Below are 26,843 nucleotides of genomic sequence, written 5' to 3'. Positions count from 1 at the left end.
CTAATACAGTATAGCAGAATATTTTTAGTAAAAATATAATATTCGTCATAATACTTATTGATTGATACTAAACTTTTAGTAATAGTTTTTACTAGATATTTTTGGTTTTATACAATATAATATAAACATCGAAAATCACTAATATATCGAAAGATATGTCGAAAGGATTGAAATGAAGTTAATTTCTAGTTATATAAAACCTTTATGGTTCTCTATTATCATTGTGTCACTTCTTTCGTTACTCAATGTAGCAGGCACTTTATATATACCAACCTTAACAGCTACCATCATCAATGACGGTGTCCTCCATGGTGATTTAGAGATGATTACTAACTCTAGTGCAACGATGCTTATCGTTGCACTATTAACAGTATCGTCTGCCATCCTAGGTGTTGCTATGAGCGCTCATATTTCAGCCTCTATAGGCAAGGTATTGCGCGACAATTTGGTGAAAGCTATACAAGCCTTTTCACTACGCGACTTTACACACTTTGGTACAGGCACCATACTCATGCGGACCAGCCGAGACGTTGAGAAAATTCAATCAGTTCTAGGAGAAGGTTTAAATATGATTCTCCCTATGCCTCTCATGATATGTATTGGTCTAGGACTAACCTTCTATAAGAGCTGGCAACTAGGTCTCGTCATCCTCGCTGTTATGGCATTCATGATACTGACCATAATCTTTATTGAAAGTCGCGCCTTACCTATTATTAAAGCGTTACAACTAAAACTAGATACTATTACCGATATGGTACGTGATCATATTGTGGGCATGCCTGTTATACGAGCTTTCAATAGAAGATATTACGAAAATACTAAAGAAATAGAAATTTTTACAGAAACAGCTCAACTAAATAAAAGATTACGCCAAACCTTTGCTATTGGTTTACCGACTATATTAATTCTCTTTAACATGAGTACCGTTGCTATCCTTTGGCTCGGAGGCTATAACGTAAGCATAGGATCCCTACAAATAGGTGACATTATGGCCGTTATTGAATACGCTAACCTTATCCTCTTAAGTATGCTCATGGCTATTTTCGTCATCATAGATATACCCGAAGCTATCGTATGTTACACCCGTATTCGAGAATTATTGGAACACGAAAACTCTGATACATTCCCTGAACCATATAATAAAAATACAAATTTAGACACCTATTATATAGTTAACCAAAAAGATAGTAAAAATTTTATAGATTTGGCATCAGCATCGGCATCGGCATCGGCATCGGCATCGGCATCGGCATCGGCATCGGCATCGGCATCGGCATCGGCAAACGATGATACTCCACTTCTGGAATTTCGCAATGTTACGTTCCGTTACGATAATGCAGAATCGCCGGCTTTAGAAAATATTTCCTTTACCGTTCATCACGGTGAAACATTGGCTATTATGGGTGATATTGGTTCTGGTAAAAGTACGATTACAAACCTAATCCCTCGCCTATTCTCCATTGAGTCTGGAGACATTCTCTTCAAAGGCAAATCCATCTATGAATGGAATGTAGATGACTTACGCTCACGCATCGGTTATGTCCCACAAAAAGCCTACTTATTTACAGGGACTGTAGAAATGAACATCCGTTACGGTGCTGCACCAAGCCAAGATATTTCAGTTCAAGATATAGAAAATGCATGCCGATTATCTAAGGCGGATGAATTTATTAGTCGCCTTGAAGGTGCTTACCAATATATCATCTCCCAAGGTGGCACTAATCTATCTGGAGGTCAACGCCAACGTCTTGCCATGGCTAGAGCGCTCGTGCGCAAACCAGATTTATTTATATTCGATGATAGTTTCTCTGCTCTCGACGGCACCACAGAGCGTGCCGTTCGCACCGTATTACATGAGGAATTGCAAAAGGACAATCGCCCCGCTCTCATCTCTGTAGAGCAAAAGGTAAGTGCTGCAAAAAAGGCAGACCACATCTTAATCATCAACAGAGGTCAAGTGGCAGGGTATGGCACTCATGATGAGTTAGCTGAAAACTCTACCGTATATAAACAAATTTTAGCATCTCAGGAGGTGACAGCATGAACCCATTACGTCGTTTCCTGATCGATTCTAAAAGCCAATGGGGTTGGCTAGCACTACTCATCTTAGCCCTTATCACAGCAGCTATGTTTGAGGTATCAGCTCCAGTATTACTTGGCAAGGTCGTAGATGCTATTATTAGCGGATTACAAACAAACCAAGACATTAATACCATATTCGCCTCTATTGATACAATCATCCTCTGGCTTATTGCCATCTATGGAGGTCATGCTTTATTCACATACTTCGGCGAATACATGATGGCCTCTATTGGATCAAAAACAGTGCTCGCCTTGCGTACACGCATGAGTACTCACTTATACTCATTGCCTATCGAATACTTTCACGATCACCAACGTGGTGATCTTCTAAGCCGTCTAACCTCTGATTTGGATGCCGTTGCTGAAACGATAGGTGAAGGTGTGCCCGGTCTCGTGTCCGCCATTATCGGAATCATCGGCGCCACTGCAATGATGCTCTGGATCAGTCCGATTTTGGGAACATCCATCATCGTCATCATACTGATTGGTATCGTATGCTTAACGTGGCTATCTAAACGAGCCCGCCGCGTGTATCTTAGAAATCAGAATGCATTAGGCGCTTTCAACAGTGGCATAGAAGAAATCGTTGTAGGCAAGCCAATTATTCAAACCTTTGGTCTAGAAGAGACTACAACTCGCCAAGTAAATATACTGAATGACAATCTATTTAAAAGTATGCGAAGTGCTGCTTTCACCAGTCAGCTTGTAGAGCCTCTCGTAAAATTTTTAAATCAATTTACCTATTGCCTCGTCGCTATTCAAGGCGGTCTTATGGTATTACGTGGGTCCATTTCCATTGGGGATATTCAGGCATTCTTCCTCTATGTAGGTCAGGTATCCGACCCCCTATCTCGTAGTTCCTATATTATGACAAAATTCCAAGAAACCGCTGCAGCCTTAGGCCGTATTTACGAGGTAATTGATGCCCCATCTGAAATTGATGATGGAAAATTGACATTATCCAATAGCTCATCAAAAACTGATAGAGACGCTATTAGTACTAACACATCTATGACGGCCAATCAACCAAGTAATCAAGCTCATACGGGGACAATTGATTTTGAGCATGTTGATTTTGGTTATACACCGTCCAATGTGTTTATGAAGGATATTAATATTCACATTCCAGCTGGCTCTATGGTAGCCATCGTAGGCCCTACCGGAGCTGGCAAATCTACATTAGTGAATCTCATCATGCGCTTCTATGACATTAAAAATGGTCGTATCACTATTGACGGTGTAGATATTCGGGATTTGTCTCGTGAAAGCTTACATAATACGGTAGGAATGGTATTGCAAGACGCTTGGATTTTCACGGGTACTATCGCCGATAACATTGGCTACAGCAAACCAAATGCTACACGTGAAGAAATTGAGTATGTCGCAAAGCTTGCCATGGCAGATCACTTTATCCGTACATTACCCAATGGATATGATACGATGCTCAACCGAGGTGGTGATGATCTCTCCCAAGGTCAACGCCAATTAATTACCATCGCTCGGGCTTTCTTAGCCGATCCTAGCATTCTCATCCTTGACGAAGCAACGGCTAACGTAGATACCCGCACCGAAGTAGAGGTTCAAAAAGCGATGAACACTCTTCTCAAAGGTCGAACTAGTATCGTTATCGCCCATCGCTTGTCTACAATAAAAAATGCGGACTTCCTACTAGTGGTAGAAAACGGTACCATTGTAGAACAAGGGACACATGATGAACTCATGGCACTTAACGGATACTATAAAAAACTATATGAAAACTATGCTGTAGGAATGACAGTATAGAATAATAATTTTATCAATCTTACACATGGAAATCTCCTGAGATTATTCTGTAAACGGCAAAATAACCGCTGACAAGTAGTAACTTATCAGCGGTTATTTTATTTGTGCACATGTATAGTACGTTTTTCTATCAATTATTCACCTTTTGGTACAAACCATAAACCGTTATTATTTTTTTCCATGTAGTCCTTAAATTCTTGAGAATGATAAGCTGCTACAATATCTTTTGCCCATTGAGCCTCTTTGTTTTTCTCGTTAACTACAAGTTGTAATAACCATTGTGGCAATACATCCTCATTTGCCAATGCAGATTTAGGGTCAATTTTTGCATTATAAATGATAGCTCCTGTAATAACAATATAATCAAAATCAGTACGTACAGAAGGAATTGTAAGGGACTTCATTTCTGTAAATTTAAGATGTTTAGGATTTTCAATAATATCTGCTTGTGTGACTGTCGCTAAGTCTTTATTAGGATCAAGTTTAATCCAACCGATTTTTTGCAACAACGCATAGGCACGAGCCATGTTAGATGCATCATTAGGAACTGCAATAGTATCGCCATCAGCTACTTGATCTAAAGATGTCTTAGAACCACTAAAGATACCAGCTGGCACTGTTGGAATTGGAGTCAATGCTACAAGATGACCATTTTGTTTTTCGTTGAAGTTTTTCATGTATGCTGTATGTTGTTCAACATTAAAATCCACTTCACCATCACTCAATACTTGGTCTGCTTGTACCAAGTCAGACATATCTACACCTTTGAAGGTATAGCCTTGTTTTTCTAAAATTGGTTTTACACCTTTTTCAAACAATTCAGAATAAGGGCCTTGAGATTTACTATAGGTTAATTCTTTTTTAGCACCATTATCACTATTATTAGAACCACAACCTGCGATAAAAGCTACGCTAAATACTAATGCCATACCAAGGGCAAGGAATTTTTTAAATTTCATAGTACATTCTCCTATACTTTCACAATCCATATAACTAAAATCTATTTCATCAAATTAGGAACGACGCGCACGACGTGCAAAGTAGTTACCTATTGTTTGAATAATTTGAACAAAAATAATTAAAATAACAACGGTAAATAGCATCAATGGGAAGTTCAACCGTTCATAACCATAGGTAAGGGCCAAATCACCTACACCACCTGCACCAATAGCACCCGCCATAGCAGTAGCACCGATAAGACCTATGGTACCTGTTGTAATAGATAGAATAAGCGAACCCTTTGCCTCTGGTAAAAGGAAATGCCAAATCACCTCAAAATGAGAGGCCCCCATCGACTGTGCAGCCTCAATAATGCCTTTATTGACCTCTAAAATAGAGTTTTCAAAGAGTCGAGCAAGATAAGGCGCAATGAATATAACAAGCGGTACGATGGCCGCTGTTGTACCAACACGAGTACCAACAATCATCTTTGTTAATGGCAAGATAAACACCATCAAAATGATAAATGGTACAGAACGCACGATATTAACAATTGTATTTGTTATAGTATAGACCACACTATTTTTAATGATGCCATTAGGATTTGTCACCACTAGTGTAACTGCGATAATTAGACCTAGTACGGTACCAATGAATAAAGACAGGAACACCATATATAATGTCTGTTCTGCAGCTAGTACTAACTGTGAACCTGGAACTCCAAGTTCTTGCATAAAGAAGTCCATTATAGTGTCACCTCCTGCCATTCGATGCCTTGTGTCACAAGATACTCTTTTACCTTGCCCACTTCCAAATCATCACCAATAAACTGAACAATGAAAATACCAAGTACCGTATGCTCTAACTCTGTTACCGTAGCAAACAACACACTCGTTTCTAAATCAAAAGTTTTATTAATATGATATAGCACATTATCAGTTGTATTATTTCCTAAGAAGTGCATTTTAAGTATTGTGTAAGGCCTTTTATCACAAGCCAAGGTATGTTTCACTGTAGATGGGATTTCATCAGGAATAACAGTCCTAACAAATCGTTTTGTTGTTTCATGCTTAGGTTTACTAAACACCTCAAGTACAGAACCTCTCTCGATAAGCTTCCCATGTTCCATAACTACAACGCGATTACATATCTTTTGGATTACATCTATCTCATGAGTTACGATAACGACTGTTACCCCTAGTTCACGATTAACGCGTTCTAATAATTGAAGAATAGACTCTGTTGTATCTGGATCAAGAGCACTTGTTGCTTCATCGCAAAGCAGAATTGATGGATCTGTAGCCAACGCACGAGCAATACCAACGCGCTGCTTTTGACCACCAGATAATTCTCCTGGATAGGCATTTGCCTTATCACCTAAATCAACAAAGTCTAACAAGGTTTTAACCTTGTTATCAATCTCTGATTTAGAAACTTTATTTAGAATTAATGGAATCGCCACATTATCATACACAGATTTAGCATTCAATAAATTGAACTGTTGAAACACCATGCCGATGCGCTTACGAACCTTTCTGAGCTCGTTAAAACTTAAACCATTGATATTCACACCATCTATTTCAACATGACCAGAGGTAGGTACCTCTAAAGCATTAATCATGCGTAACAGTGTAGATTTACCGGCTCCACTAAAGCCAATAATACCAAATATGTCGCCTCTTTCTATGGTAAAGTTTACATCAGATAATGCAGTAACCTTTTGCTTATTAACATCAAACTCTTTCGTTACATTTCGTATAGCAATCACTGTACCGCCTCTTTTCCTGCAATTTAGTAGGAATTAAACTTAAATTTAAAACATATTTATAAGGTATGATTTAATTATGTACTTAGATTACTACAATTTATAAGGACTGTCAAACCAAAAAAGAACCTCACCAGTTAAAAGGTTGAGGTTCTTTTATTATATAACTCTTATCTTATAAGGGTTTACATCCCTATTTATCTAATTTTATATTTTTACATCAATCTGAACCGATTCAGACACTAACAAATAACTTATCTATATCGATTAAAGAGATATAGGGATCCTAAAATGACAGGCGCCCCTATATAGAGACCCATATTAGGTATTTCCCCCAATAAGAAGGCTGCTACAATAGCTGCCACTATAGGCGAGATATACATAAAATTAGTTACATCAGAAACCTTTTCAGCATGTTCCAAGGCATAGCTCCAGAATACAAAGCCTAACGCACTAGATAGGAATGCTAAATAGGCCATAGCAAATTTTGCACTAATCGGTGCCACCACAATCAATTCAATAGCATGTTCCGCAAAGGGCAATGCCATAATAGCCCCCGTAAACATAGACCACATGGCGATAGTGATAGGCTTATGTCCCTTTAAACTAAGTCCACGATTTAGAATATTATACACTGCAAAGAGTATCATCCCTAACAAAGTCCACAAGGCTCCTACAGGAATAGTAAGGGCGGAATTCCATAGAATAATTATGGCTACACCTATAAATGCAGTTATGGTAAATAGCCATCCTATAGGTCGTATTGTATCCTTATAAATAATCGTGGCCATCAGTGCTGTCGTCATCGGAGTCAAGGCCATAATAATACTGGATGTGGCCGCTGGAATTGTGCGCAAGCCTTCATTAAATACAACTTGGTAAAGAAAATTCCCTGTAGCACCTAACAGAATATATAGTCCCCACTCACGCCATGTTGTCGGTATATGTAGCCCTTTTACAACACCGATTACCAGCATAAGTAAAGCGCCACCCATGACCCTTGCCACAGACAATGTCAATGAATCTACTGACTGTAATGCTATTTTACTGAAAGGAAATGCAGTAGCCCACACCGCAATAGTAGCAGAAGCACCTAAAAGTGCTTTCTTTCGATTTGTCATTAACATCCACCTTTCAATAGCATTCGCCTATACAATCTTATAATCCACTTTGATTAACGTATATTCTATCCAAATTATTTCTATCTTGATTCATTCTACCAAGATCATGTTATCTACATGTTTTATAGCTTAATAACACTATCTCAATAGTACCATAATATACCCCTAACACTACAATAAATTAAATCATATTTTTTATTCCTATGAAGGGGATGCTTTGTTCCTTATGGGACCTACAAAATGTGTAACAAAGTCGTTAGAAAAAGTAATAACGCTTTATGAAAACTATGTAGCAGATATGTCTATGTATTTAATACAACTATTCACTTAACTTGACTATTGTAAGTTCACTATTGATTCCATTAATTTCAATTTGATTTTCTGATTCAGACACAGAAAAATCGTCTACAAGATGTCCACGATCTTCAAAGAGCAATTTAGTACGAATACCTTTTTTCACCGCTTTGAAAGCATACTCGTGAGGGACATGCAGCCGAGATTTCGCCGATATCTGATTCACATCAATTCGCCCCGTATAATCCGCTACATATATCTCCATTGGAGAGTTGTTATCCAGCTCTATATGACTGTTACCGCCGGCAATATAAATTTCTTTAACCGCTCCGTCTAGCTCAAACTTTTCACTAATAATATCAAATAGCTCTAGTTTTTCACAATGGGTCGCTAGCTCCGTATCTCCCATATATTTTTCAGGCAAATTTATAAAAATCCACAAATGTTCTTTTACAAGCTCTTCAGATAAGGATTTGGAACAATTTACATCCACATCGATACGCCTTTTGATATCATCGATTTTTACTTTCACCAGTTCCGTCAAATTTTCAATAGTATCACTGACCAATTGAACCTTTATCTTCTCACCCTCTCCAGCTCTCATTTTTACGCAATTAACAGAACCCAGTTTAATATCGAAATGTTTTATCTCATCGATATCATATTCTACGATGCTTTCATAAGGATATCGAGGTTTAACCGCTTCTTCTGAAAGCAATTCATCCACAGAGACATTGAATACACCTGAAAGGGCCTTTAAATTTGAAATATCCGGCATTCCATTGCCCGATTCCCACTTTGTTATGGCCTGTCTCGACACATTAAGTGTTTCTGCTAATTTCCCCTGAGATAATCCAGATTGTGTTCTATACTCCCGTAATTTTTCATTAAAATCCATAATGTGACCTCCTATTTTAAGCAATATCAGTTACTCTTCAACAAGAGCTGCTCAGAGTATAGTATATAGTGTCAGTGAAGAAAAGAAACGCTTGTTTTCCTGGCTGGCAACGTTCCGTAGCATTACAATATACATGCATTTATAAAGACTTGCAGGCTGATTCTGTACAAGATATAAACGGCCTCCGAACAGTACACAAATATAAACTATCCAATCATACTATTGAATAATCCGCCTTCATCCTCTTTAATAAAATTTTTATTTCCTTTATTAATATTGATATGCAATTTCATATTATTATATATACATTAAATGAAATTGCAAAAAGCAAAATCCCATATAAGCCTATATATACTGGTGTATTTAAACAATTTAGCTTATGGAAATTTATGAGATACTTCACAAAATTGCATAGTATGTATTGAAAATCTATATCATCTATTCATTGTAGAATTGCTACAAACATTGTACACTATAGGCATAGAAATCTATAGTTATATCCTTTTATGGAGGTGCAAAATGCAACATACTGCATGGAAAGATTTTAACACAGGTGTGTGGGATAAAGCCGTTGATGTACGCGACTTTATTCAAAGAAACTATATTCCCTATGAAGGGGACGATTCCTTCCTTGCTGGTCCTACAGAACGAACAACAAAATTGTGGGAACAAGTAATGAAGCTTTATGAAGAAGAACGTGAAAAAGGCGGCATGCTCGATGCTGATACTTCCGTGGCCACACACATTACTGCCCATGCGCCAGGATATATCGACAAAGAACTTGAAACAATCGTTGGTTTGCAAACTGACAAACCTTTAAAACGCGCTATGTTCCCATATGGTGGCTTGCGCACAGCAAAATCCGCTATTGAAGAATACGGCTTCAAAATGGATCCGCAAACAGAGGACTTCTTCAAGAAACATCGCAAAACTCATAATGATGGCGTATTTGATGTATATACTCCAGAAATGCGTGCTGCACGTACAGCTCACATTGTAACTGGTTTGCCAGATGCGTATAGCCGTGGTCGTATTATCGGTGACTATCGTCGTATCGCTCTTTACGGTGTTGATTACCTTATTGAAGATAAAAAAGAACAATTTAGCATTACAATGGGTGACATGCTAGAAGATGTTATTCGCGACCGTGAGGAAATACAAGATCAAATCCGCTCTTTGAAAGAATTGAAAGAGATGGCAGCGTCCTATGGCTATGATATTTCCAAACCAGCTAAGGATGTTCGTGAAGCTATGCAATGGATTTACTTCGGCTATCTTGGTGCTATTAAAGAGCAAAACGGTGCTGCTATGTCCATTGGTCGTAACTCCACATTCCTCGATATCTATGCGGAACGAGACCTTCGCAACGGCACATACACAGAGGAACAAATCCAAGAATTCGTAGACCATTTCATTATGAAATTGCGCATGGTTCGCTTCGCACGTATCCATGAATACAACAATTTGTTCACAGGTGACCCTGTTTGGACCACTGAATCCATCGGTGGTATGGGTACTGACGGCCGTACATTGGTTTCCAAGATGTCCTTCCGTTACCTACATACATTGACTAACCTTGGTCCTGCTCCAGAACCAAACCTCACTGTATTGTGGTCCCCTCGCATGCCGATTGGCTTCCGCCGTTTCTGTGCGAAATTATCCATTGAAACATCTTCCATTCAATACGAAAATGACGAATTGATGCGTCCTAACTCTGGTGATGACTATGCAATCGCATGTTGCGTATCCCCAATGCGTATTGGTAAAGAAATGCAATTCTTCGGTGCCCGTTCCAACTTGGCTAAATGCTTGCTTTACGCTATCAACGGTGGCGTTGACGAAAAGTTGAAGAAACAAATTGGTCCTAAGTACCGCCCTATCACTTCCGAATACTTAGAATTTGACGAAGTATGGGAAAAATTCGACGACATGATGGAATGGTTGGCAGGCGTATATGTAAATGCATTGAACATCATTCACTACATGCACGATAAATATGCTTATGAAAAACTAGAAATGGCATTGCATGACCGCAAGGTAACTCGTTGGTTTGCAACTGGTATCGCTGGTTTATCCGTAGTAGCAGACTCCTTATCCGCTATTAAATATGCTAAGGTAAAACCTATCCGTGACGAAAATGGCATCGCTGTTGATTTCGAAATCGAAGGTGACTTCCCTAAATATGGTAACGATGATGACCGTGTAGATAGCTTGGCAGCAAAGGTTGTTTCCACATTTATGAACAAGATTCGTAAACATCCTACATATCGTCAATCCGTTCCTACTATGAGCTTGTTAACAATTACTTCCAACGTAGTATATGGTACTGCTACAGGTTCTACTCCAGATGGCCGTAAAGCTGGCGAAGCTTTCGCTCCTGGCGCGAACCCAATGCACGGTCGTGATTCTCACGGTGCTGTATCCTCGTTGGCATCCGTAGCTAAAATGCCATGGCGTGATTGCTCCGATGGTATTTCTAATACCTTCTCTATCATTCCGGACGCATTAGGTAAATCTGGTGAAACATTTGTTTCCGTCAGCGATTTTGATATTGAGTTAGACCCTTCTCAATTGCCTAACAGCAATACAAACTTCGCATGCAGCGAACCAAATGTTACTATAGAGGAAGATAAGTAAAATCTTCCACAGTATCGAACTGCTTTCACCGGCATCGATACGCGTGTTAGTCTTGGTTGAAAGGAGGTTATACCCATGAGCAACCAACAAGTTGATAACTTGGTAGAGTTATTGGATGGTTATTCCCAAAAGGGCGGCCATCATTTGAACGTTAACGTGTTTACTCGTGAAACATTGTTAGACGCTCAAAAACATCCTGAGTTGTACCCTCAATTGACGATTCGTGTATCCGGTTATGCGGTGCACTTCAACAAATTGACAAAACAACAACAGGACGAAGTTATTTCCCGTACATTCCATCAACGTATCTAATCGAGGTTTCCTATGACTGGACGTATTCATTCGGTTGAAACGATGGGTACAGTTGATGGTCCAGGCATGCGCATGGTGGTATTTCTTCAAGGATGCCCCATGCGCTGTGCTTATTGCCATAATCCTGATACATGGGATGAAACTAGCGATAATGCTAAATTCATGACCGTAAAGGAATTATGGGACCAGTACGAACGTAACCGCCAATTTTATACTAATGGTGGTATCACCGTCACAGGTGGGGAAGCTCTTATGCAAATCGACTTTGTTATTGAGCTTTTCACATATTTCCGTGAAAGAAACGTCCATACCTGTTTAGATACAAGTGGAATTTGTTTTGACCCCCACCAAGAGGTGGCATACCGTAAATTACTCAGTATAACTAGTCTCGTCATCCTAGACATTAAGGAAATCGATCCAGCCAAGCATTTATGGTTAACGGGTAAACCGTTAGAACCCATTCTCGGGTTTGCTCGATTGACGGCAGACGTGGAAGTTCCGATTTGGGTTCGTCACGTAGTAGTCCCTACGATTACAGATAATGCCGATCGTCACTATCGTCTAGGCTTTTTTCTAGGATCTCTGAAAAATTTACAAGCCGTTGATTGCTTACCTTATCACGTTATGGGTATTGCTAAATATAAGGAGTTAGGTATTCCCTATCGCCTAGAGGGCATCCCAGCTGCGACGAAAGATATTGCAGCTAAAGCGACAAGAACCGTGGTGGAAGGCATCAAGGCCTATAGACGCCATTGGTGGAGTCCCATCAAAACACAACAACAATCATAATCAAGTTTGAGGATAACTACCTCCCTTGATATATATAAATATATATACCAAGACTTGATCTATGATAGCCCTAATCAATAGAGCCGCCCCCATACAACCGGGGACGGCTCTTATTGCGTTTAAATAAACTTTCTATCATACAAACGGGCAGCGATGAGGACCACTAAACAAGATCCCACATTATGCACTAATGCACCTGTAGTAGGCGTCAAAACCTCAAGCAATGAGAGAATAATAGCGATACAATTAATGGCCATTGATAAAGCAATACTAAATTTTATAGTTTTAATCGTAGCATCTGATAATCGTTTAATATAAGGAATTTTACTAAGGTCATCACTCATCAAAGCAATGTCTGCTGTTTCTATGGCAATATCACTACCAATAGTCCCCATTGCAATACTCACATCAGCAGTCTTCATAGCCGGAGCATCGTTAATTCCGTCGCCAACCATACAAACCTTGTGCTGTTTCCCTTGCAATGATTCGATAATACTTACTTTTTCTCCTGGTAAAAGCTCCGCATGTATTTCGGAAACGCCAGATTTCTTTCCAATATATGTAGCTGCTGCTTTACTATCACCAGTAAGTAATACTGTTGTCATATCTAAGCTTGAGATAGCAGATATAATATTTATCGCATCATTTCGCATTGTATCAGATAATGTAATGATACCTATAATATACTCATTATTTGCAATAATGACAGATACCTTTCCTTCACTTCGATATACATTAATGGCTTGTTGAATAGACTCACTGACAATAATATTATGCTCTTCAAGGAATCGTTCATTTCCACAATATAATTCTCGACCTTTTATTACAGCTATAATCCCTTTACCTACAGACATCGTAAACGAAGTAGTGTCAAGTATTTCTAAATCTTGCTCTATCGCATGAGAAACGATAGCCTTGCCAATAGGATGCTCACTCTTAGCCTCTGCCGATGCAGCTAATTGAAGAATATCAGTCTCACTATAATCTGTATCAACGGCTAAAATAGATTGAACCGCTAACTGCCCACGTGTTAAAGTACCGGTTTTATCAAATGCCATGGTATCTACTTTTCCCATAGTTTCAAGAATTTCACCAGATTTAATAATAACGCCATGTTTAGTAGCTTGACCAATAGCGGCCATAACCGCAGTAGGTGTAGCAAGCACCAATGCACAAGGACAAAATACTACCAACACAGTAACACCAACGATGATATTTCCAGTTACTAGATAGCCTATGCAAGCAATCAACAATGCAATAGGAACCAATCGACTAGCAACAGTATCAGCTATACGCTGAATAGGAGCCTGTTTCTGTTCTGCATTTCTAATAAGCTGAATCATTTTTTGAATAGAACTATCTTCGCCCACTTTGGTAGCTATAATATCTATGGCACCAAAACAGTTAATCGTTCCGCCAAATACATCATCATCAATTGTTTTATCAACAGGTATAGACTCTCCTGTCATAATGGATTGATCTACCGTTGTTTCACCATTAATAATGCGTCCATCTACAGGGATTGTTTCGCCCGGAAGGATTCGTAAATAATCACCACTTTGTATAGACTCTACAGAAACCATCATTTCTTTGTTATCTTGTATTTTACGACCCTTAACAGGTGCTAATGAAATTAACTTTTTTAATCCCTTTTTTGCTCGCTCCGTAGTTGCTTCTTCAAGGAGAGCGCCTAAAGCCATAATAAAGGCAACCTCACCAGCCGCAAATATATCTCCAATAGCAATGGCCGCAAACATAGCCATAGAAATCAATAAAGCTGACGAGATTTTACTAATCCCCTTATTATATACAATCCTTCGTATAGACAAATATACAAGAGGAAAACCACAAATAATAACGGTAATCCAGGAAGGTTCAAAAGGGAATATATTTTGAAATGGTCTCTGTCCACAAAACTCTTCTATCAAATGCGGAATCCCATCAAGCAGTAAAAATAGCCCCGCTAAAATCGTCATATATAAACCAGATAATATATCATGTATTCGATGTACCATACAACAATCCCCTTATCACACTTTCACTACCAATATGAATTGAATTATGACTACACTTACAGTACAATAATTACGATAGCGAACACCTTGTTCACTTTAATTGTATCAACCTATGGTTTTAATACAATATATAAAACATCTCATATGTTCATTACGGAACATATACGCTATTCTGTACTAAAAGAATGACAGGAGTTAATATGGATCGTAGGCAGAAAAAAACTCGTAAAGCCATATTTATAGCTTTTAACAAATTATTATCTAATAAGGCGTATGACAAAATCACCGTTCAGGAAATCATTAGTGCCGCAGACATTGGCCGCACAACCTTTTATGCTCATTTCGACACAAAAGAAGCATTACTAGAAGCACTCTGCGAAGACTTATTTTTACATATAAAAGATAGTATTAATCATTTACCTCATGCTCATGGGCTGTATCAACAAAGTATTTATCCAGTCTCAGTATTTGGTCATTTATTACAACATTTACAGCAAAATGAAAATAAAATCCTGGAGCTACTAGCTAGTGATAATAACGAAATCTTTTTGCGCTATTTCAGGGATCATCTAAATGAGTTGGTACAAGGATATTTTATCAACCAAGACCGTAAAGCAAATACAAATCTACCGGATGACTTTATTATTAATCATATTTCAGGTAGCTTTGTGGAAATGGTGTTATGGTGGGCAAAAAACGGCATGAAAGAATCGCCTACAGAATTAGACAATTACTTCCATGCCGTTATAGAACCTATTATATAATTATTTAAAATTTATCAAGATACAACATTGATTGGTTCCCCCTTAAAGAAGGCTTGTACATTATCTCGAATAATGCCTACCAAGCGTTGACGTGTTTCAAGGCCTTTCCAACCCATGTGCGGAGTAATGATGACGTTATCTAGTGTATAGAGAGGACTATCCTCTGCAGGAGGCTCTACCTCCTGTACATCAAGACCGGCTCCAACAATGCGTTTAGCGGCTAATGCTTCACAAAGGTCCCTTTCATTAATAAGAGGTCCACGACCCGTATTCACAATGACCGCATTAGGTTTCATCTTACTGATTGTTTCTTTATTAATAAGATGTTTAGTTTGGTCATTTAGCGGGCAATGTAAGGAAATATAGTCACTATTTTCTAGCAATTCATCAAGGCTCACATAACGAATGCCATCGCCATCAGCCTTTGGTGTACGTGTATGCACTAAGATGTTCATGCCTAGTGCTTTTGCAACTTTGATGACTTCCATACCGATGTGACCAGCTCCGACAACACCTAAGGTTTTACCATTCACTTCTGTATGGCTCACTTGAAGGTATTTCGTGAAATTGCTGCGATTACCTTTAGCCAGCATACCAATTTGTTGCTGCATGGTAGATGCAAAATTGAGGATCATCATGATCACCGTATGTGCTACACGCTCTGTGCTATACGCAGGAATATTGCACACAGTGATGCCCTTTTCCTTTGCTGCATCAAGGTCAATATTATTATAGCCAGTACCTGCTTCTACGATAAGCTCTACAGTATCAGGAAATTGTGAAAGCAATTCGGCATTTACAGGCAATTCTTTTGTAACCACAACACGAGCACCTTGAATCCGTTCAATAAGCTCAGCATTCGTACTATCTTCGTAGACCTGCACATCATTAGATAATATGGAGAAATCCAATGCATGATCATAATTCATTTTGCCTGCATTTACCACTACTACACGTTCACTCATGAGAACCTCCTAAATTGAATAGCTTTAAATATATGTAATACTACTTCTATATAAATTATACTATTATTTATATAATTTTATTTTTAAACAAAGTATAAATTTCTAATTATCTTTTTATATTTTCTTAAATGCTCGTAAAGCCTTATTCTATGTGCTTTCGAGTATTTTTACTGTAGGAAGATACTTCACGTTTCTTTGCATATTTCCTCATGTCTTAGCTGTCAGAAGTGGTAAATAAGTAGTAAATTCATTTGTACTACTAAGCAACAAGACGCTCCTGTTGCTTCTCTTTATTCAAGCGTTTCATTTCTGCCATTGCAGAATCGAATGTTGCATGTGCGTAATAGTTCAGCGTCATGGCTATATTAGCATGTCCCATAATGTACTGTAATGCCTTTGGATTCATTCCTGCATTTGCATAGTTGGTACAGAATGTATGTCGCAAACTATGTGGAGTGATGTGTGGCAATTTATCCTCGTTATACTTATTGTATTTCTTAACAAGACCTTTCATCATGCCGTTGTAATCACTTGCCACTTTTGGATAGTTCTTTCTATTAAGAAAGAGGAAATCACTATATCCATCAATCTCAACACGCTTATCATTCTTTCGATTCGCTAACACTCGCTTAAATGCTTGATAGGCTTCTTCAACCATAGGAACTTGACGTTCGCCACTTTTGGTCTTTGGTGTTTCAATGTAGTACCCAATTTCAGTATCTCTCAATAGCTGATGGTCTATATTGACAAGACGATTCTCAAAATCTAAATCTGGAAGTGTCAAACCACCAAACTCTGAAATACGAAGACCTGTTTTTAAGAGTATCAGAATTTCATCATAATTTTTGCTGTAGGTTTTATCAGCTTTTGCAAAGGCTAACAGTTTTTCTTCCTGTTCTTCTGTTAGTACGGTCTTAGGGACAGTATCATCATCAAGAACTGCTTTCAGTTGAAAGTCAAATGGATTCTTCCGAACACAATCATCTTGTATAGCAATATAGAATGAAGCCTTTAAAGAACGTTTGTAGTTATTGATGGTTTGATAAGCATAACCATTTTCACTCATTCTAATAGCCCATTCTTTAGCGTCTGATGGCTTAATACTGTCAATACTTCTTACACCTAACTTGTCTTTCTTCAAAATATCCATAAGATATTTGCGTCCAGTTTCAGTGTTTTTTCTAACCTTTGGTCTTTGAGCGTTCTGTTTTGCGTAAAGCTGGCAGAGTGTCATTTTCTTTCCTACAACATCAATACCATCATGAATGTCTTTCTGTAACTCTGCGATTTTCTCTCTAAGTGAGATACAATCACGCTTTCCTGCTGGTACTCGGTCTGTAGCCACAAGTTTCCACGAGTAAACAAATTGCGGTTCTCCAAATGAATCTATATATTTGTATAAGTATCTTCCGTCTTTTCGTTGGCTCTCTCCAGTCTTTAAGATTCGACCTTTATTGTCACGTCTTTTTTCTGACATGGCATTTGCTCCTTTCCTTTATGGAAAGAGCCTTGATACGACTTAATACTATTTTATCATATACAAGACCCTTTGGCGACGCTAGATTGCGTCCAATGTATCTATAATTTTTTCAAATTGTTTTCGTTTAATCTGAATACGATTGCCATTCATAATCAGCCAATTTGCATTTTTATTTTCCTCTGCCAAGCGTCGTAGCTTGTTTTCGCCAATACGAAAATATTTTGACGCTTCTTCAATGGTTAGGGTATAACGTTCCCAAATAGGAATGTCAGTCTGCTTCATAAAATCCTCCTTTCCAAATCACTTATTTGGATTTCATAAAAGTTGTTTTACCAGCAATCGAACAGCTTTAGCAAAGCTCACGGGAGTTCCACCCCTGCATGGTTCTCATGTAGCCATACTCATTGCCTGCGACGGTTTTATCACGCTCGGACTATTGACTGTATGGGAGTATCATTATCACGATAAGAATGTCGTTGCAGGCAATCCTGCTAAAGATTGCTTCTCGGATCACTAACATGAATCGCTCGCTATCTTTATAAGATAGGTCATGGCGGTTAGTTCCGTTGGCTCTTTTCTTATCGAAACGTATTCGATTACTTTTATTCAGTTTTCAAAGAACAATGGCTCGTTAGCCTATCAAAACACATTGAAAGCTCAATATGCTTTGGTGGAATAACAAACCTCCCTGTTCGGGAAGCGTGGAATGGTTTAGCACGCTTCCACGAAAGGAGAGAGGATATTACTTAATTTCAAATGACAAAATCTTTGTAATCAGTCTGGTTTCCATTCTTCCACGTAAGACTTCATCAACGACCATACTTTGATTGCCATATTCATCTTTCATAAGTCGTAGGAAACGCTTCGTTATGTACCCTCTGTAATGATGTAGAATCTGGTTAATCGCTTCGGTATCGCCATCTGTTGCCTTTACAATGAGAGGAAAGGGAATCATAGGATATTGTGTTTTCATTCTTCAAATTCCTCCATAAACTTTTTAATTAAGGCTAGTCCACTGGTTCTATGCCGATAGACAGTAGAACGGTTCAATTTCAACAGGTCTGCAATTTCTGAATCGCTCATGTCCATAAAGTAAAACAGCAGTAGAATTTCACGTTTCTTGTCTGGCAACTCACGTAATGCTTCACTCAACAAATCATTTTCAACGCCTACTGATAACCCATTGAGTGTAAAAATCTGAAAGTCAGTTGAATAGTTATCTGTTGTCGCAAACTGGCTAACAAGATAATCGCCAACATCCGAAAAGGACACCTCACGCTTTGCAATCCTTGAAAGATAAAGCATATAATTCTTTCGCTCGTCTTCCATAGCACGTTTACAGATATAGTCAAACTGATTTTCTATTGTGGTCTGAAAAGAAGATGGTTTCATGTTTCTCACCCCCTTTCTGTCTAGGAAAGGAAGTGAGCCTTGCTCGTTTATCTCCTTTCACTCTTAGTCCCAATGTGAAAGGGGGATTTGTTGCATTACTGATAAATAAACTTTGTAAAAAAGTTCTGAATAGCCAAAAAAGCATATAAACAGATTTATTTCTCTGTTTACATGCTTCTGTTATTCTATCTATATGATTTATAAAACCACATTGGTGGACGTACTTATCTATTGCAGATAGACGACTTTTTTTGACAAGAACCCAATGTAAGGAAATTTATTGTATATGATGTACTTCATGGCGACGTTGACCTCCAACAAACCGCCATTTGGAAGTAATATACAATATTTTAACAGCGTAAATAGCACTACCATATAACGGTTTTTTTTATTGGCGTTTAGTAGTGCTTTTTATTAAATATAAACCTATAAACCATATAACACGTTTTTCTATACCTGTTTTTAATTCAGTAGGAACAATAAAATGTATAGAGGTGGTCTACTATGCGTAAAAAAGAAGATAAATATGATTTTAGAGCCTTTGGTTTAGCCATTAAAGAAGCTCGATTGAAACGAGGTTTAACTCGTGAACAAGTGGGAGCATTGATTGAAATTGACCCACGGTACTTAACTAATATTGAAAATAAAGGGCAACACCCCAGCATACAAGTTCTTTATGACCTTGTATCGTTACTTTATGTTTCCGTTGATGAATTTTTCTTACCTGCTAATAACTTGGTAAAAAGCACCCGACGATTACAGATAGAGAAATACATGGGTAGCTTTACAGACAAAGAACTATCCTTAATGGAATCTTTAGCCAGCGGTATCAACGAAGCAAGAAACATCGAAGACTAATTAAAAGAATCCATACATAACGGAAAGAGCCGATAAAATGAGATTGTATTAATCTCATTTTATCGGCTCTGCGTCTTTGCGTCTGGCTCTGTAATCACAGTTACTTTGAACTGCTTTATTTCAATTAAATTTTCTTGTCTGCATTTCGGACAATAGAGGGGGAATTTTTTTAATTCAGTATCTTCCCTTATCTTTAATCGTGTTTTATTTCCACATACAGGACACAATATCCACTTGTAGTTTATAATAACTATCTCCTCCTTTACACTTTAATTCAAATCTTTATTAAAAAATATTTCATCTTATTTAACAAGAAACCATATTTATATAACAACATAAAATACACTAAGTTATTTTATTGAACATATATCGTACTTTATCTATCCGACTATTTGGACGACGGGGCTGGCAAACAGGTTCACCGGTAGTAACATGGTACCCTTTTAACTCTGTTAAACAAACACTACGTCCATTTGTAAAGAAAGTTAAATCACTACGATATTCTTGAATACACCGAGCAGGGATTTCTCCACTAAGAATGACCTCATTATTTTTCAATTGAGTGTCTACGATGTTCGCACAATATTTAGGAGCATCGTTGTATGCTCGTGAAAGATATTCCTGTGGCGCATAAATTTTAAAACTAAGATATGGCTCTAACAATTCTGTTCCAGCTTTTTTTAAGACTTGTTCCAATACAATAGGAGCAAGCATCCGAAAATCTGCTGGGGTACTAACAGGGCTATAGTATAAGCCATACTTAAAACAGATTTTACAGTCCGTCACATTCCAACCATACAATCCTTGTTCACAGCCATAGCGTATCCCCTCCATAACTGCATTTTGAAACGATTGATTTAAGTATCCAAGAGAAACCGAGCTCTCATACTGTACTCCGCTCCCTAATGGAAGCGGTGCTACAGATAGACCAATGGAAGCCCAGAAAGGATTCGGTGGAACTTCGATGTGAATGGTATACTCTGCTTTTTTTAACGGTCTTTCCATATAAATGACTGTAGGCTCTTTTATTTCTATCTCCACATGATACTTTTCTTGCAGCAGAGCACAAGTCACTTCCATTTGTACTTTCCCTAAGAAAGAAAGTATGATTTCATGTGTCGCAGAATCCACATAATATCGCAGAAGCGGGTCACTGTCGGAGATTTCTAAAAGTGCATCAAGTAACATTTCCCTTTGTTGAGGTTTGCTCGGTTCAACAGTCGTTTGCAGCAGAGGGAGGGGATTTTCAATTCTCTCTCTCTGTGGCAATAGCTTTGTATCTCCAAGAACACTATTTAACTTCAAAAACTCATTCTGCAAAATAACAATTTCCCCGGAATAAGCCTTATCGATTTTACATAATTCACCATTTATTGAAGTATACATTTCTGTAATTTTTATTTTTTCCTTTTCCGATATTCTAACCGAATCTCGCAAATGCAGTACGCCACTATAAAGACGTATATATGCAAGACGCTGTCTTTTTTCCGAATACTCAATTTTGAAAACTTTTCCGCAAAGTTCAGACTGACCTCGATGTGTTGATGAATAAAATTTATTCGTAATCACTTCTATAAGGTTATCAATCCCTATATTGTTTTTTGCACTTCCGTGATAAACAGGGAACAGGGAACAATTATGAAATCTTATGCTTTCCTCTTGTTCGAGTTCTAATGCTTCCAATAATTTCCCAGACGTATATTTCTCCAAAAGGTAATCATTTCCTTCTATTACCATATCCCATTGTTCAGATTCGGTAAAGTTCATTACACGCATATTAGGATGCAGTTCTACCTTCTGTTTGATTACAATTTCCGCAGAAAGTTTCTCTTTAATATCCTGATAAACCGTTGATAAATCAATTCCATTTTGGTCAATCTTATTGATAAAAAAGATTGTGGGAATACCTATTTTCCTAAGTGCATGAAACAATATACGAGTTTGTGCTTGTACGCCATCTTTTGCAGAAATCAGTAGAATTGCCCCATCTAATACTGATAATGAACGATATACTTCTGCTAAAAAATCCATATGTCCTGGCGTGTCTATGATGTTTATCTTAGTATTTTTCCACTGAAAAGAGGTTATCGCCGTCTGAATTGTAATTCCTCTCTGACGTTCTAAAAGCGTATTATCCGTTTTCGTTGTACCTCTGTCCACGCTTCCTAATTCTGTAATCGCTCCACTGTTATATAATAAGCTTTCTGTTAAGGTAGTTTTTCCCGCATCAACATGAGCTAAAACTCCAATATTAATAATTTTCATGTGATTTTCCTCCATTCAAAAGCCCAAAAGGGCATAAAAATCCCAGTGATAAATACTCTTATCACTGGGATTTTTATGCATAACCATAGGCATATAAAGCATACAGATATTCTCCGGATACTTTAGAATCACATGATAAAGGTATTCTTAAACTGGGTACAAAAAACTAAGCCCTCCTAAAAAAGGACATCCAATTATTTGTTCCCACTATCAAATTGACAGTTTATTTAAGAATACCTTGCCGCATATTTATTAACTCCTTTTAAATAGATACTTAAATAATAGCACGTAAGAGCATATTTGTAAAGGAATCTCCAATTTTTTATCAAAGAGAGTACGTGATTACAAAATAGCTGTAATAATGTACCAATATTTGTTATTCTATAATCTTCCAATTACTCCCGTTCTTTTCAAGTACCAAATCAAATTGAGATACCTGCGTTGCTTTGGTCTGCTGGTCGATATACTCCACTGTCAGCGATACCGTGACTTGATTATCCTTACGATTGTGAATAGGATTTACCAGTTCTTGAAAGATGTACTCTTTTCCGATTGGTTTTAATATCCCGTCATTCACATAGTAGGAAAGTTCACTGGCTGTCGCTGTAGGATAGAGCTTGAAGAACGTCGTTAAAAACTCATTGATTTCATTGGTTGTAATGGAATCAACCGTCCCCTCACTTTCAATGGCTTTTGGTTTATAACTTGATTTCTTAGGTATGTTGGTAATGGTCGGATTCTTAACCAGTACCATATTTCCAGAACCATCTACATAGACACTCACTATATAAGCAGAGTGGACGGTCTTTGTATTTTCTCCCTCTGTAATGAGCTGGTCTACACTGTAGGTTACATTAAACTCATTGTCGCCAGTTGGCTCTACCGTCCATATCTGAAATCCTCTTACAGAAGACGATACAGGAATATCTTTGCGTACTGTATCAACATTGAGAGCTTGAAGTTCATCTGTCAGATAGCCTTTTAGACTTTCCATTCGATTATCAATGGACTTATCGGATTGCTCCCATGAATAGTAGACTTTCGCAAAGTTCTCTACAAAATTTTCTACATGATGAGTATCAACGTATTCCTTTTCTATGATAGTTGTTTCGTGAATAGTATGAGTATCTATAGCTGTAAAGTGCTTGAATATCGCAAAGCTGAAACTAAGCCCTAAAAGTACCCACAAGGCAATCACAACCTTTTTATGAGGATTGACCTTATAGTAGACACGAGGTTTCTTTTCCTTTGGTATCTGTTTTTCTTTATTCTGATTTTTTCTAAATTTCATCATTAAATCTTCCTTTCTCATTGTTTGATTCGTCCTGCTCCCACTAAATGCTGTTGCCAGTAGGGGCTTGTTAAGTCGGCATAACCGATTGGGTCGCCTGCATGAAACATACGGTTATTGCCAAGGTATATCCCAACATGAGTAATATAAGAGCCAGCGTTATAGGTAGAATGAAAGAAAACCAAATCGCCAGCTTGTGCTTCCGATAGTGGGATATGCTGGGTCACATCATATTGCTGTTGTGCGGTTCGTGGTAAGTTAATTCCAGCTTTTCCATACGTCCATTGTGTCAGTCCGCTACAATCAAAAGAAGTAGTCGGGGAAGCTCCACCGTAAACGTATCGCCAGCCCTCATATTTCAGTGCTTCGTCCATGATGGCTTGTACCGTATCATCATCAAACTCTGTTGTGACAAGATACTGCGTTACCAGTTGCACATAAAACATATTGCCATAGTTGTATCGCCAGCCCCCATTGATAGGTATGGCTATGGGATTGGGGTAAGACACTTTTTCGCCACCTGAATACTCTTTTGAGAAACTTTGAGCCAGTTCAAAGGTATATTTATTTCCACGATTAGCCACATACCCTAAGAAACCACCACCATAATTGTAGGACTGGATAACCGATTCTAAATCTACACTGAGCCTTTCGCTACTGGCTAATAATTCACTGAAATACTTCACACCTTGCTTAATGGATTCTTCTGTACTCAATGAATTAGGTGGAAGACCGAGGGATTCCGAGGACTGCATAACATCTTCCGCAGTACCGCCCGATTCCACCTGTATAATCGCAAGAAGTATGTTGACATATTCTTCAACGCCATATTCTTTGGCATATTTTTCTACCATAGGCTTATGAGCCAGCACTTCTGCGGAAACATTCACACCTCCATAATGAATATTGGAAATTCCGCTGTCCTGTTCATCTGAAAATAAAATGGCAACAAACAGAAGCAGTGAGAAGACCATCAAGAATAATCCAGAACCACCAATCACTAAAGTTTTCAACTTCATGGTTTCTTACCGACTTTCTTAATGGTGGCGGTTTTGATTGGTGGTCTACTTCTTGTATTTTGTAGTGGTACTCTTTGAACAGTAGACGGACGTTCTTTTGTGATTGGACGTTGTGAAGTTCTATCTGCTGTAGTGGTTGAAGTTGCTGGCTTTTGAACGGTTTTTTCTTGAACGGTATTGCCTTGGCGTTCCACTTTTGGACTTGAAAAATCGGACTTAACTGCTGGACGCTCTTGTTTGGCTTGTTGAGATTCCTTATATGAAGTCTGAATATTAGACTGTTTTGAGGTCTGTTCATCATGATATTGTTCTTGTCTTGTAGTCGGTCTTTCATGAACAGAAGAAGCAGGCTGTTTTTTCTGTTTGACCTGTTCCATTTCAGAGCGACGCTTCGCAATGGTTTTTCGCCTTTGTTCCTGCTGTTCCTTGCGTCCACTGGCTCTGTCCGCTTTGGTTTGAGAAATACTACTGGTTAAATCACGGACATTCTCTTTTACTTTGGATTTTCCTTGATATACTGCATATCTTGCATTGGTCGGCAAATCTTTAACCTGTTCTTTCAAACCACTAGCAGTGTCTACCATTCTGTCTTTGGTATCAGCTACTGTACCGATGGTTTGACCGATACGTTTTCCAAGTGTTGATTTTTCCTTTCCGTCTGGTCGGGAGTGATCTGCTTGTGTCCTTGCAGAACTCCCCGAACCCGACTGTCCTTTTTTACCTGTAACAATGGCAGACCCAGCCCCTAGAGTAGTCATGGAACGTCCAAGTTTCCGCTGTAGACGGTGCATGTGAGCGTGCATAAGCATACGAGGTTTTCTCATCACACGACTTCCCACACTTTGAGAATCGTTACTCTGTAGAGAAAACATACTCATTAAATCGCCCAGCTTGAAGTAGATTCCTGCAAAGGTCACAATCTGTAGAAAAGCAATCAAAAAGAACGGATAACCAGCCGATAAGGTATAGAGCATGGTTGAAATACTAAATGCTGTCGTAATAATCAATGTGATTCCAGCTCGTGTCAAAATGGTATTAAAGAGCTTTGTTATGGCTCGTTTTGACATACCATCAAATGATGGAATCATGCTTAAAATAAAGCTCACAGGCAGAAACATAGCATAGATGATAAAAAGTACCTGCGAGAAAATCATGATTCCTGTTAATAGGAATACAAATATGGAAATCCCAATATTGAAGACAAATAGGAAGAAGACTGTACCTAAACGGTTAATGGTCTTTGTAATGGTTAGATTGGTATTGCTTCTGTCTTCAATTTCTTCCGCAACAATTTTTTCTCTGTCTTCGCCATTGTTGGAATCTGGGCTGGTGGAGAGCAGGCTTTCCACACGGTCAATACCGATACTTTCAATGTCTGAACTGTTGTATTGAAGCAGTAGCCACGGTTGCTGAACCTGTATGGAAAACAGGCTATCTCTGATTAAGTCCACGCTGTCCTTGCCTTGACTATCGGAATGGGGCATGACAATCTTCGTGCCAAGTGATAAACTGGCATTACTGATGTCTGATGAAAAGTCATTGATTTTTTTAATGTAGTCGGGAGCGTAGGCAATAAAGGAAGCCGATAGGATAAACACCAGCACAAAATTCATAATGGCATGAATTGCCTTTGTGGTTTCTCTCTTTATCAGTCCCGTATAGGCAACATAAACCCCAAGAACCAAAATCAAGAGTAAGAGGAATCCAACATAGAAACCCTCTGTTGAAAATCCGTTTGCACTCACACCAGCTAAGGTCTGCATATTCTTACCAATGGAATCTGCTGTAGCGGAAATGAAGTCTAAGGAATAGGCTTCCTGTACTAAGTAACCTGTCGCATTGGAAACATACAAACTGATTGTCCAAATAAAATTGGTAATGGCATATAGTCCATACATGACCTGTTTTCCAATCCCGTCCGACCAGTTCCACGGAAGCCAGCCCCAGCTATTATCCACATAAAAATCCAGTTGATAGTTTTCAAGTGGGTATCGGCTGTATTCATTTGCCACATTGACCGTATCATCTACCAAGCCCGCAGCTTGAACCACCGTTCCCAGCATGGCTAAAAGAAAAATGGCAATCACAAGTGTGAAAGCCACTGTCATTGCCACTTTACCTAGACGTTTCAGCGTCCAGTTTGATTTTATTCTGTTTACTATTGATGGTTTCACA

General features: G+C 38.4%; 25 protein-coding genes. 8 read left to right on the top strand and 17 right to left on the bottom strand.

Annotated elements, in window-relative coordinates; all coding sequences use genetic code 11:
* The first annotated feature begins 172 nt into the window (after window positions 1–172).
* Complete coding sequence (locus tag ACGHIY_RS01395) at window positions 173–2,044, top strand: ABC transporter ATP-binding protein (protein WP_390525604.1); 1,872 nt, start codon at window positions 173–175, stop codon at window positions 2,042–2,044.
* A complete protein-coding gene (locus ACGHIY_RS01390) occupies window positions 2,041–3,864 on the top strand; it encodes an ABC transporter ATP-binding protein (RefSeq protein ID WP_008602986.1) in 1,824 nt (607 codons plus the stop codon). The genes ACGHIY_RS01395 and ACGHIY_RS01390 overlap by 4 nt, the downstream gene beginning before the upstream one ends.
* Window positions 3,865–3,998: 134 nt before the next feature.
* On the opposite strand, the gene ACGHIY_RS01385 is transcribed toward ACGHIY_RS01390, so the two are convergent.
* From ACGHIY_RS01385 to ACGHIY_RS01365, 5 genes are all read right to left on the bottom strand, one after another.
* The gene (locus ACGHIY_RS01385; protein ID WP_008602988.1) at window positions 3,999–4,823 is read right to left on the bottom strand and encodes a MetQ/NlpA family ABC transporter substrate-binding protein; all 825 of its coding nucleotides are present in this window, start codon (window positions 4,821–4,823) and stop codon (window positions 3,999–4,001) included.
* Between the two features lie 54 nt (window positions 4,824–4,877).
* Window positions 4,878–5,549 carry a methionine ABC transporter permease gene (locus tag ACGHIY_RS01380; protein ID WP_004693945.1) on the bottom strand — a complete coding sequence of 224 codons (672 nt, stop codon included), beginning with the start codon at window positions 5,547–5,549 and terminating at the stop codon, window positions 4,878–4,880.
* Window positions 5,549–6,571 carry a methionine ABC transporter ATP-binding protein gene (locus tag ACGHIY_RS01375; RefSeq protein ID WP_004693948.1) on the bottom strand — a complete coding sequence of 341 codons (1,023 nt, stop codon included), beginning with the start codon at window positions 6,569–6,571 and terminating at the stop codon, window positions 5,549–5,551. The genes ACGHIY_RS01380 and ACGHIY_RS01375 overlap by 1 nt, the downstream gene beginning before the upstream one ends.
* Window positions 6,572–6,822: 251 nt before the next feature.
* Window positions 6,823–7,689 (bottom strand): DMT family transporter, encoded by an 867-nt coding sequence (locus tag ACGHIY_RS01370; RefSeq protein ID WP_039965380.1) that lies wholly within the window; start codon window positions 7,687–7,689, stop codon window positions 6,823–6,825.
* 319 nt (window positions 7,690–8,008) lie between these two features.
* Window positions 8,009–8,881 carry a helix-turn-helix domain-containing protein gene (locus ACGHIY_RS01365; RefSeq protein WP_004693953.1) on the bottom strand — a complete coding sequence of 291 codons (873 nt, stop codon included), beginning with the start codon at window positions 8,879–8,881 and terminating at the stop codon, window positions 8,009–8,011.
* Between the two features lie 519 nt (window positions 8,882–9,400).
* Here ACGHIY_RS01365 and pflB point away from each other — a divergent pair.
* The 3 genes from pflB (at window position 9,401) to pflA (ending at window position 12,619) form a co-directional block, all read left to right on the top strand.
* Window positions 9,401–11,518 (top strand): formate C-acetyltransferase, encoded by a 2,118-nt coding sequence (gene pflB, locus ACGHIY_RS01360; protein WP_039965381.1) that lies wholly within the window; start codon window positions 9,401–9,403, stop codon window positions 11,516–11,518.
* A gap of 75 nt (window positions 11,519–11,593) precedes the next feature.
* Window positions 11,594–11,830, top strand: a complete 237-nt coding sequence (gene grcA3, locus ACGHIY_RS01355; RefSeq protein WP_004693956.1) for an autonomous glycyl radical cofactor GrcA3 — start codon at window positions 11,594–11,596, stop codon at window positions 11,828–11,830.
* Between the two features lie 12 nt (window positions 11,831–11,842).
* Window positions 11,843–12,619 (top strand): pyruvate formate-lyase-activating protein, encoded by a 777-nt coding sequence (pflA, locus tag ACGHIY_RS01350; RefSeq protein ID WP_390525603.1) that lies wholly within the window; start codon window positions 11,843–11,845, stop codon window positions 12,617–12,619.
* A gap of 119 nt (window positions 12,620–12,738) precedes the next feature.
* Here pflA and ACGHIY_RS01345 read toward each other — a convergent pair whose 3' ends face one another.
* Window positions 12,739–14,634, bottom strand: a complete 1,896-nt coding sequence (locus ACGHIY_RS01345) for a cation-translocating P-type ATPase (RefSeq protein WP_279008005.1) — start codon at window positions 14,632–14,634, stop codon at window positions 12,739–12,741.
* A gap of 200 nt (window positions 14,635–14,834) precedes the next feature.
* On the opposite strand from ACGHIY_RS01345, the gene ACGHIY_RS01340 reads away from it, so the two are divergent.
* Window positions 14,835–15,398, top strand: coding sequence for a TetR/AcrR family transcriptional regulator (locus ACGHIY_RS01340; RefSeq protein WP_105086915.1), 564 nt, complete (start codon window positions 14,835–14,837; stop codon window positions 15,396–15,398).
* A 14-nt stretch (window positions 15,399–15,412) separates the two neighbouring features.
* On the opposite strand, the gene ACGHIY_RS01335 is transcribed toward ACGHIY_RS01340, so the two are convergent.
* The 3 genes from ACGHIY_RS01335 to ACGHIY_RS01325 form a co-directional block, all read right to left on the bottom strand.
* Window positions 15,413–16,363, bottom strand: coding sequence for a 2-hydroxyacid dehydrogenase (locus ACGHIY_RS01335; RefSeq protein WP_279008002.1), 951 nt, complete (start codon window positions 16,361–16,363; stop codon window positions 15,413–15,415).
* A gap of 259 nt (window positions 16,364–16,622) precedes the next feature.
* Window positions 16,623–17,840, bottom strand: coding sequence for a tyrosine-type recombinase/integrase (locus ACGHIY_RS01330; protein WP_001291561.1), 1,218 nt, complete (start codon window positions 17,838–17,840; stop codon window positions 16,623–16,625).
* An 81-nt stretch (window positions 17,841–17,921) separates the two neighbouring features.
* Window positions 17,922–18,125, bottom strand: coding sequence for an excisionase (locus tag ACGHIY_RS01325; RefSeq protein WP_000814511.1), 204 nt, complete (start codon window positions 18,123–18,125; stop codon window positions 17,922–17,924).
* Here ACGHIY_RS01325 and ACGHIY_RS01320 point away from each other — a divergent pair.
* A complete protein-coding gene (locus ACGHIY_RS01320; RefSeq protein ID WP_001845478.1) occupies window positions 18,109–18,360 on the top strand; it encodes a hypothetical protein in 252 nt (83 codons plus the stop codon). The genes ACGHIY_RS01325 and ACGHIY_RS01320 overlap by 17 nt on opposite strands.
* A 225-nt stretch (window positions 18,361–18,585) precedes the next feature.
* Here the strand turns inward: ACGHIY_RS01320 and ACGHIY_RS01315 are convergent, their stop codons facing one another.
* Both ACGHIY_RS01315 and ACGHIY_RS01310 read right to left on the bottom strand, forming a co-directional pair.
* The gene (locus tag ACGHIY_RS01315; protein ID WP_390525602.1) at window positions 18,586–18,816 is read right to left on the bottom strand and encodes a helix-turn-helix domain-containing protein; all 231 of its coding nucleotides are present in this window, start codon (window positions 18,814–18,816) and stop codon (window positions 18,586–18,588) included.
* Window positions 18,813–19,235: a sigma-70 family RNA polymerase sigma factor gene (locus tag ACGHIY_RS01310; protein WP_000804885.1), complete on the bottom strand. Its 423-nt coding sequence runs from the start codon at window positions 19,233–19,235 to the stop codon at window positions 18,813–18,815. The genes ACGHIY_RS01315 and ACGHIY_RS01310 overlap by 4 nt, the downstream gene beginning before the upstream one ends.
* A gap of 504 nt (window positions 19,236–19,739) precedes the next feature.
* On the opposite strand from ACGHIY_RS01310, the gene ACGHIY_RS01305 reads away from it, so the two are divergent.
* Entirely contained in the window at window positions 19,740–20,093 is a 354-nt protein-coding gene (locus ACGHIY_RS01305) for a helix-turn-helix domain-containing protein (RefSeq protein ID WP_390525601.1), read from the top strand.
* Window positions 20,094–20,152: 59 nt separating this feature from the next.
* Here ACGHIY_RS01305 and ACGHIY_RS01300 read toward each other — a convergent pair whose 3' ends face one another.
* The 6 genes from ACGHIY_RS01300 to ACGHIY_RS01275 form a co-directional block, all read right to left on the bottom strand.
* Window positions 20,153–20,320 carry a cysteine-rich KTR domain-containing protein gene (locus tag ACGHIY_RS01300; protein WP_000336323.1) on the bottom strand — a complete coding sequence of 56 codons (168 nt, stop codon included), beginning with the start codon at window positions 20,318–20,320 and terminating at the stop codon, window positions 20,153–20,155.
* Window positions 20,321–20,438: 118 nt separating this feature from the next.
* Complete coding sequence (tet(M), locus tag ACGHIY_RS01295) at window positions 20,439–22,358, bottom strand: tetracycline resistance ribosomal protection protein Tet(M) (RefSeq protein ID WP_002414694.1); 1,920 nt, start codon at window positions 22,356–22,358, stop codon at window positions 20,439–20,441.
* Window positions 22,359–22,373: 15 nt separating this feature from the next.
* A complete protein-coding gene (locus ACGHIY_RS01290) occupies window positions 22,374–22,490 on the bottom strand; it encodes a tetracycline resistance determinant leader peptide (protein ID WP_219383238.1) in 117 nt (38 codons plus the stop codon).
* Window positions 22,491–22,734: 244 nt separating this feature from the next.
* Window positions 22,735–23,670, bottom strand: a complete 936-nt coding sequence (locus ACGHIY_RS01285) for a conjugal transfer protein (RefSeq protein ID WP_001224320.1) — start codon at window positions 23,668–23,670, stop codon at window positions 22,735–22,737.
* A complete protein-coding gene (locus tag ACGHIY_RS01280) occupies window positions 23,667–24,668 on the bottom strand; it encodes a lysozyme family protein (protein ID WP_000769868.1) in 1,002 nt (333 codons plus the stop codon). Before ACGHIY_RS01280 ends, ACGHIY_RS01285 begins: the two co-directional genes overlap by 4 nt.
* A complete protein-coding gene (locus ACGHIY_RS01275; protein ID WP_000804748.1) occupies window positions 24,665–26,842 on the bottom strand; it encodes a CD3337/EF1877 family mobilome membrane protein in 2,178 nt (725 codons plus the stop codon). Before ACGHIY_RS01275 ends, ACGHIY_RS01280 begins: the two co-directional genes overlap by 4 nt.
* Window position 26,843: the final 1 nt, after the last annotated feature.

This window comes from Veillonella parvula (assembly GCF_042850485.1).
Lineage (GTDB): Bacteria > Bacillota > Negativicutes > Veillonellales > Veillonellaceae > Veillonella > Veillonella parvula_Q.
The sequence above is the reverse complement of the archived record's forward strand: the minus strand, read 5'-3'. Positions and strand labels throughout refer to the sequence as shown.